Consider the following 13032-nt stretch of genomic DNA (forward strand, 5'->3'; position numbering starts at 1 on the left):
GCCATCCCATGACCAATCGTCTTCGTCGAACTTTCATGCAGTGGACTGGTAGCTTGCCTTTGTTGGGCGCTCTTCCCAAAACCGTCATGGCCCAGGCGGGCGAGCAACCCGCTGCGTCGGGTGTGCAGCCTGCGGGCAATGCCCGCCCTCCCCGCTTCGCCTATGTCGGTACTTACACGTTCAACGCACCAGGCGGCACTGCCGGCGGCCCGGCCGCTCGCGGTATTTATGTGCTGGCGCCGCGCGGCGATGCGTGGACCCAGGTGCAGGTCGTCGAAAGCGCCAATCCGTCGTTCCTGGCCGTGCACCCGAACCAGCGGTTCCTGTACGCCATCAATGAATTGGAGGTCTACGAGGGTCGCCCAAGCGGCAGCGCCGAGTCCTATGCGATCGACCCGCGCGACGGCAAGCTGACGCTGCTCAACCGCCAGCCGCTCTCTTTGTCGGGCACCAACCCTGCGCACGTGGTGGTGTCGCCGGACGGCAAACACCTGTGCGTGTCGATCTACAGCGGTGGCGCGTACAACCTCCTGCCGATCGGTGAGGACGGCAAGCTCGGCACCGTGTCCGGCATCTTCAAGGACACCGGCTCCGGCCCCCGCCCCGAACAGGAAGCGCCGCACGCGCACATGATGCTGTTCGAGACCACCGGCCAGCACGTGATCGGCACCGATCTGGGCACTGACCGCATCAACGTGTTCGCCATCGAGGGCGGCAAGCTCGCCCCGCGGGATCGCGCGCAGCTCAAGCCCGGCAGCGGCCCGCGCCACCTGGCGCTGCATCCGCAAGGCAAGCTGCTCTACGTCATCAATGAACTCGAGGGATCGGTCGCCAGCCACGGTTATGACCCCGCTACCGGCCATGTGTCGGAGGAGCGCCAGCGCATCTCCACAACGCCCGCCGACTACACCGGCCAGAAGAGCGGCGCCGAGATTCTTGTGCACCCGTCGGGGCGCTTCCTCTACGCGAGCAACCGCAAGCTGAAGTCCGATCATCCGCTGGCCGACAGCGTGGCCGCTTTCGGCATCGACGCCTCCGGCAAGCTGGCGCCGCTCCAGTACTGGAACGAAGGTGTGCACTTTCCGCGCGCGATGACGATGGCGCCCGACGGCAGCCACGTCTACGTGCTCAGCCAGAAGGGCGATACGATCCTGCGGCTGCGCATTGACGGGCAGACCGGCAAGCTGGATCAGCCCACGGTGGTGGCGAAGGTGCCGACGCCGGTGTGTCTGGTGTTTGCGGCATAAGCGCTACCGGCGCGCGAAAAGAAACCTTGGGCGGTGCAAGGCCGCCCAGTTGCAACTCAATTGCAGCAACCCGCGCCCCGTGGGACAATCCCGCGCATGAATACCCCGGCGCCGCGCGACGATCTCGCCACTCCGCAACCCCATTCGCCTGAAGAGGCGGCCCGCGCACGCCTGCGCGGCCTGGGCAGCCGTGTGACCGAGCCCCGCGTGCGCGTGCTGGCTGTGCTGATGCAGGGCGCCGATGCGCTTTCGCACCAGGCGGTATGCGACGCGCTGCCGGACGACTCCGGCATCGACCGCGTGACGGTCTACCGCGTGCTCGACTGGCTCGTGGCAGGCGGCATCGTCCACAAGACGGCCGGGGCCGATCGTGTCTTCCGCTTCAGTCTGGCCGAGCACGATGCCGCGCGGGAAGCTGCGCACCGCTCGCACAGCCACTTCCATTGCACGCAATGCGGGCGCGACTTCTGCCTGGAAGGCGCCGAGCCGCCGGCCATGCCGATGGCCGCCCTGCCCGCCGGCTTCGCGGCCGACCATGCTGAACTCACCATCAAGGGCGCCTGCGCGGATTGCGCGCCTCTGGCGTCTCATCACAAGACAGGAAACGCACCATGTCCAAAATGATCCCCGTTACCATCCTGACGGGCTTTCTCGGCAGCGGTAAGACCACGCTGCTCAAGCGCATCCTGAACGAACAGCACGGTATGAAGATCGCCGTGATCGAAAACGAGTTCGGCGAAGAGAACATCGACAACGACATCCTCGTGCAGGACGGCAACGAGCAGATCGTGCAGATGAGCAACGGCTGCATCTGCTGCACCATCCGCGGCGATCTGGTGAAGGGGTTGTCCGATCTGCTGACGCGCCGCGACAACGGTCAAATCCAGTTCGATCGCGTGGTCATTGAAACCACCGGTGTGGCCAACCCGGGCCCGGTCGCACAGACCTTCTTCATGGACGACGAGATCGCCAGCCGCTACCTGCTGGATGCCGTCATCACGCTGGTCGACGCCAAGCACGGCAACATGCAGCTCGACAAGCAGGAAGAGGCGCAGCGCCAGGTGGGCTTTGCCGACGCCATCTTCATCACCAAGAGCGATCTGGTGTCCGCCGACGACGTGGACGCACTGCGCCACCGCCTGCTGCACATGAACCCCCGCGCCCCGATCCGCACCGCCAATTTTGGTGACGCGCCGATCGACACCATCTTCGACCTGCGGGGCTTCAACCTGAATGCCAAGCTGGAGATCGACCCCGACTTCCTGCGCGAAGACGGTCATGATCACAACCACGATCACGATCACGACCACGCCTGCTCGGCCGACTGCGATCACGACCACGATCATGAGCACCACGGTCACGGCCATCACCACCATCACGGGCATGCGCACCATACCGACCGCATCGCCTCGTTCGTCTTCCGCAGCGAACGGCCGTTCAACTACACCAAGCTGGAGGAGTTCCTCTCCGGCGTGCTGAACATCTACGGCGAGAAGCTGCTGCGCTACAAGGGCGTGCTCTATATGGAGGGTGTCGACCGCAAGGTCGTGTTCCAGGGCGTACACCAGCTCATGGGTAGCGATGTAGGCGGAAAATGGGACGGCGAGACCCCTTCCAACCGGATGGTGTTCATCGGTGTCGACCTGCCGCGCGAAACGATTCTGAAAGGATTGGAGAACTGCCTGGCCTGATTCGGCCGCTTCCCCCTCCTTTTGGGTGGCCCCGCCGCGCGCTTTCAGGCAGAATCCGGGCCGGATTTCCTGTCCGTGTTTCTCCGATAGTTCAGTTAATATCGTTCAGCTACAATAGGTCGATTTAGAAGCACGTCGTCCGAAGCACGTCCGATAGGAGAGCAGGCGATGGTGACTAAGACCAAGGAAGGACGCGGCGCCAACGGCGGTGCTGGGCAGTCCGGAACGGAGTCGGCAGCAGCCCAGGCTGCGCCAGCCACCCGAAAAAAAGCGGCAGGGGGCGCCGCTGCGGGAGAGGCAAAAGGAGGCGCGCGGGGCGGCAAGTCCGCCGCCAGCCAGAATGAGTCCGACGCATCCCCGCGCGAGGACGACGCGACAGCCGACACGGCGCGCGATTTACCAGGATCATCCGCAGCAACCATGAGCAGCAAGAAACTACTCACCGAAGCCGAAATCCTGAAGATGGGCGACAAGGATTACATGAACGAGGCGCAGCTCGCCTTCTTCAAAGACCGGCTTGTAAAAATGCGCGACGAAATTCTCGCGAACGCCAATCAGACTGTCAGCGACCTGCGCGAGACGGTAGTGGTGCCGGACCCGGCTGACCGTGCCACCATCGAAGAAGAACACGCGCTGGAGTTGCGCACGCGGGATCGCGAGCGCAAGCTGCTCAAGAAGGTGGAGCAGTCGATTGCCCGTATCGACGCTGGCGACTACGGCTACTGCGATGAAACCGGCGAGCCAATCGGCGTGCCGCGCCTGATCGCCCGCCCCACCGCCAACCTGACGCTGGAGGCGCAGGAGCGCCGCGAAAAGCGCCAGAAGATGCATGGTGACTGACGCACGCGTCGCATGCGTCTGATGCGTTTGTTTGAATTTGGCAGCCCGGTAATCCACCGGGCTGTTTGCTTTGTTAGGCCACGAACCGAGGCCACTGATCATGTCCCGTCCGCTTCCTGTTACCGTGCTGTCCGGCTTTCTGGGCGCCGGCAAGACCACGCTGCTCAACCACGTGCTCGCCAACCGCGAGGGCAAGCGTGTGGCCGTGATCGTCAATGACCTGTCGGACGTCAACATCGACGCGCAGCTCGTGGGCGATGGCACAGCCACCAGTGCGCAGCTCTCGCGCACTGACGAGCGCATGGTGGAGCTGTCCAACGGCTGCATCTGCTGCACGCTGCGCGAAGACCTGCTCGACGAGATCGCGCGCTTGGCCCGCGAAGACCGCTTCGACTACCTGCTGATCGAATCGACCGGCGTGGCCGAGCCGCTGCCGATTGCCGAGACGTTTACGTTTGAAGACGCTGAAGGCGACGTGCTGTCCGACCTCGCGCGCCTCGACACCATGGTCACCGTGGTTGATGCGCAGCACTTCCTGGTCGACTACGACGCAGCGGATTTTTTGTCCGATCGCGGCCAGGCGCGTGATGAAGATGACGATCGCACCGTCGTCGACTTGCTCATCGAACAGGTCGAGTTTTGCGACGTGATCGTGCTCAACAAGATCGATCTCGTGAGCGATGCCGAGCGCGAGCGCCTGGCAGGCATCCTGCATTCATTGAACCCGAGGGCGCGCATCGTGCCCGCATCGTTCGGCAAGGTGCCGCTGGACGAAATTCTCAATACGCATCGCTTTGATTTCGATGCCGCGTCTGCAGCCCCGGCGTGGCTGGCCGAGCTGCGCGGCGAACACGTTCCCGAGACCGAAGCGCTCGGCATTCGAAGCTTTGTCTATCGCCGCCGCGTGGCATTCCACCCGCAGCGCCTGTGGGACCTGATGCACACCGAATGGCTGCGCGAACACGGCCGCGTGCTGCGCTCGAAAGGCTATTTCTGGCTGGCCTCTCGCATGGACACGGCGGGCAGCTGGGGCCAGGCCGGCGGCGTGATGCGCCATGGCGGCGCCGGCGCATGGTGGGCTGCGGTGGATGAAGCCGAGTGGCCTGACGAGGAAGAAGCCCGCGCAGACATCCAGGACAAGATGCACGACAACGGTGCGCCCGCGCAGTGGGGCGACCGCCGCCAGGAACTGGTCTTCATTGGCACGGACCTGGATGAAGCCGCGCTCATCGCGCAGCTCGACACCTGTCTGCTGACCGAGGCGGAGATGGCTGCCGGGCCCGAAGTTTGGGCTGCGCTGCCCGATCCGTTCCCCGCGTGGGCCTACGACGACCATGACGAGGAAGACGGCGACGACGACCACGATCACCAACACGGTGACGACTGCGACTGCGGGCACCATCACTGAGCACGCAGACCCCCTGCTTCATTGGCGTTGACACCGGCGTCGTCCGGTCCTGACAATCCCCCGAACGTTTTGCTTTCGTCACGAACCATCGGGGAGTCGTCATGCCGGTCCTGCGTCTGCTGCGCGCTGCGAACCTTGTCGCCGCGCTGTCTTTTGCCACGGCGCTTGCGGCGCTCACACCGGGTGCTGCGCATGCCCAGCCGCCTTCCACGCTGGTGGTCGGCCTGTCGAGCGATGTCACTTCGCTCGATCCGCACTTCCATAACGTCACGCCCAATTCGAACGTGGCCGAGCATATGTTCGAGGCGCTGATCGCCAAGGACGAGAAGATGCGCCTCAAGCCCGGCCTCGCCACGTCGTGGAAGGCGCTGAGCGATACGGTGTGGGAAATCAAGCTGCGTCCCGGCGTGCATTTCCATGACGGCAGCGAGTTCACCTCGGCCGACGTCGTCTATTCGCTGGCGCGCCCAGCCACCATCAAGAACAGCCCCTCGCCCTTCACGATCTACACGCGGGGTTTCAAGGACGTGACGGCCGTCGACAAGCTGACCGTGCGCATCACCACCAACGGCCCTTATCCGCTGGTGCCGAACGACTTGTCGACCATCTACATGGTGTCAAAAAAGGCCGTCGAAAAAGCCGGCGCGGACGATTTCAACAATGGCCGCGCCATGATCGGGACCGGGCCGTACAAGTTCGTGTCGTTTACGCGCGGCGATCGGCTGGAGCTAGCGCGCTTCGATGGCTACTGCGGTAAAAAGCCGCAATGGCAGCACGTGACGCTGCGCATTCTGACGGCAGACGCACCGCGCGTGGCAGCGCTGTTGGCGGGCGATGTGCAGGTCATCGAGAACGTGCCAAGCTCGGACATCAAGAAGCTGTCGGCCGACCCGGCGGTGTCGGTATTCAAGATGCCGGTGTTCCGGATGATGTATCTGCATATGGATTCGAACCGCGATGTATCGCCGTTCGTGACCGACAAGGCGGGCAAGCCGCTGCCGAAGAATCCGCTCAAGGATGCACGCGTACGCGAGGCGATCTCGCTGACAATTTCACGCCAGGCCATCGTCGATCGCGTGATGGAAGGCGCGGCCGAGCCGACGGGCCAGCTCGTCAACAGCGCGCTGTTCGGCCACGTGCCGGGCCTGAAGGCACCGTCGGCGGACCCCGCCGCAGCGAAAAAGCTGCTCGCCCAGGCTGGCTACCCCGACGGTTTTGCCATCACGCTGCATGCCACCAACAATCGCTATCCGAACGATGACCGCGTCGCCCAGGTGATTGCGTCAATGCTTTCGCGGGTGGGCATCGTGACCAAGGTGGAGACGTTGCCGTCGGCGTCGTTTTTCACGCGGGCGAACAAGCTGGATTTCTCGTTTTTGCAGGCGGGTTGGGGTGCCGATACGGGGGAAGCCAGTTCCAGCCTGAAAGCGCTGCTGGCCACGTATGACCCGGCGCGCGGCTGGGGGGCATCCAATCGCGGGCGTTATTCGAACCCCGCACTCGACGCCAAGCTGGCTGAAGCGCTGCAGACGCTGGACGACAGCAAGCGCGAAAAGCTGCTGCAGGAGGCCACGGAAATCGGTATGCGCGATTACGGCGTGATTCCGCTCTACTTCAACATCAACGTATGGGCAGCGCGCAAGGGCTACGCGGTGGTGCCGCGTCTGGACGAGCGCACATATGCATTCGATGTGACGCACTGAACGGGTGTGAAACGTCGTTAGAAGCGATTTCCGGCGCACAAAAACTGTGCGTTACGACGGAAATCAGGCTTGAAATCCTCAGGGCTGGCGTCAAGTATGAAGTTCTTTGGCCGGCCCGCTGGGGGCCGCGCCAAGCCGGACCCCTAGGAACAAGCGCATGGAACAGTATCACGGCACCACCATCGTCAGCGTGCGGCGCGGCAACCAAGTCGCGCTCGGCGGCGACGGCCAGGTCACGCTGGGCAATATCGTCATGAAGGGCTCGGCCCGCAAGGTGCGCGCCATCTACGACGGCAAGGTACTGGTGGGCTTTGCCGGCGCGACCGCCGACGCCTTCTCCCTGCTCGACCGCTTTGAGGCCAAGCTGCAGAAGCACCAGGGCAACCTGCTGCGCTCGGCCGTCGATCTCGCCAAGGACTGGCGCACCGATCGCGCCCTGCGCCACCTTGAAGCGATGCTGATCGTCGCAGACCGCGAAGCCACGCTCATCATCACCGGCAACGGCGATGTGCTGGACCCGGAGGGCGGCATTGCTGCCATTGGCTCGGGCGGCTCGTATGCCCAATCGGCAGCCAAGGCGCTGATGGAGAACACCGACCTCGCGCCGCGCGATGTGGTGGAAAAATCGCTGCGGATTGCCGGCGAACTCTGCATCTATACCAACACCAATTTCGTGATCGAGACGCTCGAATAACGAGCGCCTTCATCGACAGGATTCCCATGTCTGAAACCATGACGCCGTCGGAAATCGTCTCCGAACTCGACAAGCACATCATCGGCCAGCACAAGGCCAAGAAGGCCGTGGCCGTGGCGCTTCGCAACCGCTGGCGCCGCCAGCAGGTGGGAGACCCGCTACGCCAGGAAATCACGCCCAAGAACATCCTGATGATCGGGCCGACCGGCGTGGGCAAGACCGAGATCGCGCGCCGCCTGGCCAAGCTGGCCGACGCACCGTTCATCAAGATCGAGGCGACGAAGTTCACTGAGGTCGGCTACGTCGGCCGTGACGTCGACACCATCGTGCGCGATCTGGCCGAGATGGCGGTCAAGCAAACGCGCGAATCCGAGATGAAGAAGGTGCGCGCCAAGGCCGAAGATGCAGCCGAAGACCGCATTCTCGACGTGCTGATCCCGCCCCCGCGCGACATCGGCTTTGCGCAGCCGGAAGAGAAGGATTCGACCGCGCGCCAGACCTTCCGCAAGAAGCTGCGCGAAGGCCAGCTCGACGACAAGGAAATCGAACTGGAAGTGTCGGCCGGCGTGCCGAGCATGGACATCATGGGGCCGCCGGGCATGGAAGACATGACCGATCAGATCCGCTCGATGTTCGCGGGCCTGGGCCAAGGCAAGAAGAACCGTCGCAAGATGAAGGTGAGCGAAGCCTTCAAGCTGCTGATCGACGAAGAGGCGGCGAAGCTCGTGAACGAAGACGAGTTGAAGCAGAAAGCGGTGGCCAACGTCGAGCAGAATGGCATCGTATTTCTGGACGAGATCGACAAAATTGCCAGCCGCAGCGAATACGGCGGCGGCGAGGTGTCGCGTCAGGGCGTGCAGCGTGACTTGCTGCCGCTGGTGGAAGGCACGACCGTCAATACGAAGTACGGGATGATCAAGACCGATCACATCCTGTTCATCGCGTCGGGTGCGTTCCATCTGTCCAAGCCGAGCGATCTGATTCCGGAGTTGCAGGGCCGATTCCCGATCCGTGTGGAACTGGATTCGCTGTCGGTGGACGATTTTCGCGCGATTCTCACGCAGACCGATGCCAGCCTTACCAAGCAATATCAGGCGCTGCTGAAGACCGAAGGTGTTGATCTTGTGTTTGCAGAAGACGGCATCCGCCGCCTCGCCGAGATCGCATGCTCGGTCAACGAGAAAGTCGAGAACATCGGCGCACGCCGCCTGTACACCGTGATGGAGCGGCTGCTGGAAGACCTGTCGTTCCACGCGCACAAGTCCTCAGGCGAGACGGTGACCATCGACGCCGCATACGTCGACGAGCGCTTGAACGAGCTGTCGGGCAACGAAGATCTGTCGCGCTACGTGCTCTAAGCGTGTAAGCAACGCATTCCATATGCACTTCGGGCCGCATCGGAGACGATGCGGCCCGTTTTGTTTGGATGTCTGCAAACGCAAGCCCAGCAAGGGTTTGCTCGGGATCACCCAGGGTCGGGCCCGTTTTCTGCTGAAGCGAATGGTGCCGCACAGACAATGCGCGCCGCGCACCTGAGGTGCGTGATTCCAACTACGACATCCGACTACGACAAGGAGAGAAGCGTATGAAACCGATCCAACGCCTGGCCCTGTGTTGCGTGCTCGCCTGCGCCCCGTTCGGCATTGCCCATGCCCAGCCCGCGCCGGCCTCCACTGGGGCCGCCGGCGCTTCCGCCTCGAATGATGCCAAGCGCAACGCTTACGACAGCGCCGTCAAGCAAGCCGATGCCAACTACAAAGCCGCCAAGGACAAGTGCGATGCGATGAAGGGCAATGACCGCGACGTTTGCCGCGCGCAGGCCAAGGGCGATTACAACGTCGCCAAGGCCAACGCGATGGTCGAGCGCGATGGCACGGAAGCCGCCCGCAACCGCGCCGCCAAGGAGAAGGCCGAGGCCGACTACGACGTCGCCAAGACGAAATGCGATGCCATGAAGGGCAACGAGAAAGACACCTGCGTGAAGGACGCCAAGGCCGCTTACACGCGCGCCAAGGCCGGCGAGGAAGTGAACCATGCCAAGGCCACCGGCAACGCCAAGGACGTGAGTGAAGCCCGCCGCGATGCCGTCAAGGACACCAACGACGCCAACTACAAGGCCGCCAAGGAGCGTTGCGACGCCATGTCTGGCGATGCCAAGACGAAGTGTCAGAACGACGTCGCCGCCAAGTTCAAGAAGTAAGCCGCAAGGAAGTGTTCACACGGGCGGCCTGCCGGTCGCCCCTGCTTTGTCTCAATCGCTCAATCTATCAATTGCAACGGAGGACGTATGAACTGGGATCAGATCGAAGGCAAATGGGATCAAGCCAAGGGCAAGATCAAGGAAAAGTGGGGCCAGCTCACCGACGATGATCTGACGGTGATCCGCGGCAAGCGCGATCAGCTTGCCGGCAAGATCCAGGAGCGCTACGGCTATACGAAGGAACGCGCTGAAGACGAACTCAAGGCGTGGGAGCGCGACACCCGCTGGTAATGCCGCGGTGATGTCGATGTAGTGACAGGCGGCCGGCCGTTTATTTTGCGACCGGCCGCTTGCCCAATTTGCGCTGCAGCGTCCGACGGTGCATGTTGAGCGCCCGCGCCGTGGCGGAGATATTGCCGCCGTGCTCGGCGAGTACGCGCTGAATGTGTTCCCATTCCAGGCGAGCGACGGACAGCGGCGCGGGGTTCTCCATCGTCTGTTCAGCCACGGCTTCAGACACGCCGACTTGCAGCGCCAGCAAAATCGAGTCGACATTGGCCGGCTTGGCCAAATATTCATCAGCGCCTAGCTTGACCGCCTGCACGGCGGTGGCGATGCTCGCATAGCCCGTGAGGATCAACATGCGCGCCTCGGGCAGCGCCTGGCGCAATGGAGCAATCCAGTGCAGGCCCGAATCCGTGCCGCCATGGGGCATCAGTCCCTTGTCGCTGGTGGCCAGATGCAGATCGACGGTGACATGCGAGAAGCGCGTCTGGCGCGCCAGGGCCAGTGCCTCGCCGCCGGTGTGGGCGATCTGCGGAGCAAAGCCGCGGCGCGTGAGCGCGCGCGCCAGCGTCTGCGCAAAGACGTCGTCGTCATCGAGGATCAGAAAGGGGGCGGGCTGCTGCATGGTGTTCTCCGAGGCCGTACGCGCTTGGGGCTGCGTCAGGCCGTCTCATTATGTAAAGAGGGTGGGCGCGCCCATGATGGGAGCGGCCGGGTGTTCTGTCGGACCACCGATCGGCAGGCGGAGTTCGGCAATGGCGCCTTGCGGCGGGTTCGGACGCAGCGTCACGGTACCACCCAGCCGGCGCGCCGTGGTGGAGGCCAGATACAGCCCGATGCCGCGTCCGCCGTGCCGGCTTGGCACCGGCGTGCGGCCAAGCGAGGCGCGCAGGTCTTCCGGCAAGCCCAACCCCGTATCGACGATGGACAGCACGATCTGTGGGGGCATATCGCGTGGCGCATCGGGGTTGGCGTCGATCCTGGCGGTCAGCAGCAGTGGCACCAGGTCGCGCCCGGCGTGGTGCTGGCTCCGGGCAGCGTTGTCGAGCAGGATGGTAAGAATCTGACCGACGTTCACCGCATCCAATTCCACTGCCTGTGCCGCGGGCGACGCCTCCGTGTGGAGGCGGATGTCCGGATGGCGAAGCTGCCACGTCTGCGTAAAACCCGGTAGCCATTGGCCGAGCGGCTCCGGCGCGCCGTCGTTGGGTTTGCTCTGCAGTCTCGCCAGCGCGGCGCGGCACAGCTCGAGCTGCTGTTCGATGGCGCGCAGGTCTTCACGGTACGGAGCGAGTGGGGAGTCGGGCTGCTTCGCGTCGTGCTGCAGTTCGCCGGTGATGACGGCCACGGTAGACAGCGGCGTGCCCATTTCATGCGCCACGCTCGCGCCTTGCGACATCAAAGCTTCGATGCGTTGTTCGCGCAGCAGCCGCTCGCGCGCTTCGGTCAGCTGTGCATCGCTCTCGCGCAGCGCGGCGGACAGGCGCGCCGTAAAGCCGGCGATCATCGCGCTGCTGGCCACAAAATCGATCCACATGCCGGCCAGGTGATAGGCCAATGCATCGGCCTGGTTCGCCAGCTTCAGCGGGATGTAGTTGCCGAGCATCATGCTGTAGGCGGCCAGGGCGTACAGCGTCAGGCCGACCACGTGAGCGATCGGCAGCACGGCGGCGGCAATCGCCAGCGCCGGCAGATAGAACGAGACAAACGGGTTGGTCGCGCCACCTGTGAAATACAGCAGGGCGGACAGCGCGGTCAGGTCCACCAGCAGTTGAACGGTGATCTCGATATGCTGCACGGGCCGGTTGCGCCGCACCCGCCATCCGGTCAGCAGGTTGAACAGCGCGTGCAGGCCCATCACGCTCAACAGCGGCACCACCGGCAGTTGCACGCCAAATACCAGCGGCGCGAGCAGCATCAGGACCAGTTGGGTGGCCAGCAGGCTCCATCGCAGCCAAAACAGGCGGCGTAGACTGGAGGCATCCAGCAGCGGGGCGGCAAGAGACAGGGTGGAAAGCATGGTGAACAAGTGTAAACGTGCGCGCCGCGCGGTTCTCCGTGCGGCGATGCGTCAATCAGCCGCACAATTGTGCACCCAACCTATCTCCCCGCAGGTGCTGTGCTTTAATGCGCAGCACGTACGTCCTGACAGGAGCCTTTGATGATGACGTCCCGGTTGATCCGTTCTTCCGCAGCCTTGGCTGTGCTCACCGCTGGCCTGCTCGCCAGCGTCACCGCTTACGCGCAGGTCACGGTGCAAGACGCGTGGGTGCGCGGCACGGTGCCCGGCCAGACGTCCAGCGGCGCATTCATGACGCTGCAATCGGCCGACGGTGCCAAGGTGGTGGGCGTGTCGACGCCCGTGGCCGGCACGGCCGAGATTCATGAAATGAAGATGGAAGGCAACGTCATGCGCATGCGCGCCGTTCCGTCGCTGGAGCTGCCGAAGGGCCAGACGGTGCAGCTCAAGCCGGGTGGCTACCACGTGATGCTCATGGACCTGAAGCAGCCGCTGGCCAAGGACGCCACCGTGCCGCTCACGCTGAAGGTGGAGCTGGCTGACAAGCGCGTCGTCGAGCAGAAGGTCGAGGCCCGCGTGCGCGACCTGACCGCCGGCAACATGCCCGCCATGAACCACGGTGGCGAACACAAACATTGATGGCTTGCGGCGAGTGTCGCTTCACGCCACGCAAGCAAGCATTCCCATGGCTAACAAGACACTGGGCACTCGCCAGAAACTGACCTTCCGCATCGAGCCTTCAACGAAGGCCGGCACGGCGCGCCCGCGCAACGTTTTCGTGCCGCTCGCCCGCGGCCGCAAGGCCGGCGCCCACACCGAAGGCGGCCACGCTGAACGTCAGCGCGGCCGGGCCGACGTCCGCCGTGCACTGCGCACGCTCGACGACGACGGCAAAGACAAGGACTGATCAGTCAGTTGGATTCGGATGCTGCCCGCGCCTGCGC

General features: G+C 63.8%; 14 protein-coding genes. 12 read left to right on the top strand and 2 right to left on the bottom strand.

Annotated elements, in window-relative coordinates:
* The first annotated feature begins 8 nt into the window (after positions 1 to 8).
* The 10 genes from RP6297_RS15795 to RP6297_RS15840 all read left to right on the top strand — a co-directional run bounded on the left by RP6297_RS15795 (position 9) and on the right by RP6297_RS15840 (position 10074).
* The gene (locus tag RP6297_RS15795) at positions 9 to 1247 is read left to right on the top strand and encodes a lactonase family protein (RefSeq protein ID WP_009239387.1); all 1239 of its coding nucleotides are present in this window, start codon (positions 9 to 11) and stop codon (positions 1245 to 1247) included.
* A gap of 96 nt (positions 1248 to 1343) precedes the next feature.
* A complete protein-coding gene (locus tag RP6297_RS15800) occupies positions 1344 to 1871 on the top strand; it encodes a Fur family transcriptional regulator (RefSeq protein WP_009239386.1) in 528 nt (175 codons plus the stop codon).
* Positions 1859 to 2938 (top strand): CobW family GTP-binding protein, encoded by a 1080-nt coding sequence (locus tag RP6297_RS15805; RefSeq protein WP_015856089.1) that lies wholly within the window; start codon positions 1859 to 1861, stop codon positions 2936 to 2938. The genes RP6297_RS15800 and RP6297_RS15805 overlap by 13 nt, the downstream gene beginning before the upstream one ends.
* Before the next feature lie 420 nt (positions 2939 to 3358).
* The gene (dksA, locus tag RP6297_RS15810) at positions 3359 to 3778 is read left to right on the top strand and encodes an RNA polymerase-binding protein DksA (RefSeq protein ID WP_009277214.1); all 420 of its coding nucleotides are present in this window, start codon (positions 3359 to 3361) and stop codon (positions 3776 to 3778) included.
* A 100-nt stretch (positions 3779 to 3878) separates the two neighbouring features.
* Positions 3879 to 5186: a zinc metallochaperone GTPase ZigA gene (gene zigA, locus RP6297_RS15815; RefSeq protein WP_037028093.1), complete on the top strand. Its 1308-nt coding sequence runs from the start codon at positions 3879 to 3881 to the stop codon at positions 5184 to 5186.
* Positions 5187 to 5287: 101 nt separating this feature from the next.
* The gene (locus RP6297_RS15820) at positions 5288 to 6889 is read left to right on the top strand and encodes an ABC transporter substrate-binding protein (protein ID WP_037028092.1); all 1602 of its coding nucleotides are present in this window, start codon (positions 5288 to 5290) and stop codon (positions 6887 to 6889) included.
* Between the two features lie 157 nt (positions 6890 to 7046).
* Entirely contained in the window at positions 7047 to 7583 is a 537-nt protein-coding gene (gene hslV / locus RP6297_RS15825) for an ATP-dependent protease subunit HslV (RefSeq protein ID WP_015856093.1), read from the top strand.
* A gap of 26 nt (positions 7584 to 7609) precedes the next feature.
* Positions 7610 to 8941 carry an ATP-dependent protease ATPase subunit HslU gene (gene hslU, locus RP6297_RS15830; RefSeq protein WP_015856094.1) on the top strand — a complete coding sequence of 444 codons (1332 nt, stop codon included), beginning with the start codon at positions 7610 to 7612 and terminating at the stop codon, positions 8939 to 8941.
* Positions 8942 to 9168: 227 nt separating this feature from the next.
* The gene (locus tag RP6297_RS15835; RefSeq protein ID WP_037028089.1) at positions 9169 to 9783 is read left to right on the top strand and encodes a hypothetical protein; all 615 of its coding nucleotides are present in this window, start codon (positions 9169 to 9171) and stop codon (positions 9781 to 9783) included.
* An 87-nt stretch (positions 9784 to 9870) separates the two neighbouring features.
* On the top strand, positions 9871 to 10074 hold the full coding sequence (locus RP6297_RS15840; RefSeq protein ID WP_004628255.1) for a CsbD family protein: 204 nt from the start codon (positions 9871 to 9873) through the stop codon (positions 10072 to 10074).
* Positions 10075 to 10114: 40 nt separating this feature from the next.
* Here RP6297_RS15840 and RP6297_RS15845 read toward each other — a convergent pair whose 3' ends face one another.
* Together RP6297_RS15845 and RP6297_RS15850 are read right to left on the bottom strand one after the other, a co-directional pair.
* The gene (locus RP6297_RS15845) at positions 10115 to 10693 is read right to left on the bottom strand and encodes a response regulator transcription factor (RefSeq protein WP_037028085.1); all 579 of its coding nucleotides are present in this window, start codon (positions 10691 to 10693) and stop codon (positions 10115 to 10117) included.
* 48 nt (positions 10694 to 10741) lie between these two features.
* Complete coding sequence (locus RP6297_RS15850; protein ID WP_037028778.1) at positions 10742 to 12088, bottom strand: ATP-binding protein; 1347 nt, start codon at positions 12086 to 12088, stop codon at positions 10742 to 10744.
* A gap of 144 nt (positions 12089 to 12232) precedes the next feature.
* Here RP6297_RS15850 and RP6297_RS15855 point away from each other — a divergent pair, with 144 nt between their 5' ends.
* Both RP6297_RS15855 and RP6297_RS15860 read left to right on the top strand, forming a co-directional pair.
* Entirely contained in the window at positions 12233 to 12727 is a 495-nt protein-coding gene (locus tag RP6297_RS15855; RefSeq protein ID WP_037028777.1) for a copper chaperone PCu(A)C, read from the top strand.
* A 46-nt stretch (positions 12728 to 12773) separates the two neighbouring features.
* Positions 12774 to 12995 (top strand): hypothetical protein, encoded by a 222-nt coding sequence (locus tag RP6297_RS15860; RefSeq protein WP_037028776.1) that lies wholly within the window; start codon positions 12774 to 12776, stop codon positions 12993 to 12995.
* The last annotated feature ends 37 nt before the right edge of the window (positions 12996 to 13032 follow it).

This window comes from Ralstonia pickettii (assembly GCF_016466415.2).
Lineage (GTDB): Bacteria > Pseudomonadota > Gammaproteobacteria > Burkholderiales > Burkholderiaceae > Ralstonia > Ralstonia pickettii.

What these genes read in the sequence shown, in the direction of transcription:
- RP6297_RS15835 (WP_037028089.1), top strand. Translation starts at nt 9,169, where the DNA reads ATGAAACCGATCCAACGCCTGGCCCTGTGTTGCGTGCTCGCCTGCGCC.
- zigA (WP_037028093.1), top strand. Translation starts at nt 3,879, where the DNA reads ATGTCCCGTCCGCTTCCTGTTACCGTGCTGTCCGGCTTTCTGGGCGCC.
- hslV (WP_015856093.1), top strand. Translation starts at nt 7,047, where the DNA reads ATGGAACAGTATCACGGCACCACCATCGTCAGCGTGCGGCGCGGCAAC.
- RP6297_RS15845 (WP_037028085.1), bottom strand. Translation starts at nt 10,693, where the DNA reads ATGCAGCAGCCCGCCCCCTTTCTGATCCTCGATGACGACGACGTCTTT.
- RP6297_RS15855 (WP_037028777.1), top strand. Translation starts at nt 12,233, where the DNA reads ATGACGTCCCGGTTGATCCGTTCTTCCGCAGCCTTGGCTGTGCTCACC.
- RP6297_RS15795 (WP_009239387.1), top strand. Translation starts at nt 9, where the DNA reads ATGACCAATCGTCTTCGTCGAACTTTCATGCAGTGGACTGGTAGCTTG.
- RP6297_RS15840 (WP_004628255.1), top strand. Translation starts at nt 9,871, where the DNA reads ATGAACTGGGATCAGATCGAAGGCAAATGGGATCAAGCCAAGGGCAAG.
- hslU (WP_015856094.1), top strand. Translation starts at nt 7,610, where the DNA reads ATGTCTGAAACCATGACGCCGTCGGAAATCGTCTCCGAACTCGACAAG.
- RP6297_RS15850 (WP_037028778.1), bottom strand. Translation starts at nt 12,088, where the DNA reads ATGCTTTCCACCCTGTCTCTTGCCGCCCCGCTGCTGGATGCCTCCAGT.
- RP6297_RS15800 (WP_009239386.1), top strand. Translation starts at nt 1,344, where the DNA reads ATGAATACCCCGGCGCCGCGCGACGATCTCGCCACTCCGCAACCCCAT.
- RP6297_RS15805 (WP_015856089.1), top strand. Translation starts at nt 1,859, where the DNA reads ATGTCCAAAATGATCCCCGTTACCATCCTGACGGGCTTTCTCGGCAGC.
- dksA (WP_009277214.1), top strand. Translation starts at nt 3,359, where the DNA reads ATGAGCAGCAAGAAACTACTCACCGAAGCCGAAATCCTGAAGATGGGC.
- RP6297_RS15820 (WP_037028092.1), top strand. Translation starts at nt 5,288, where the DNA reads ATGCCGGTCCTGCGTCTGCTGCGCGCTGCGAACCTTGTCGCCGCGCTG.
- RP6297_RS15860 (WP_037028776.1), top strand. Translation starts at nt 12,774, where the DNA reads ATGGCTAACAAGACACTGGGCACTCGCCAGAAACTGACCTTCCGCATC.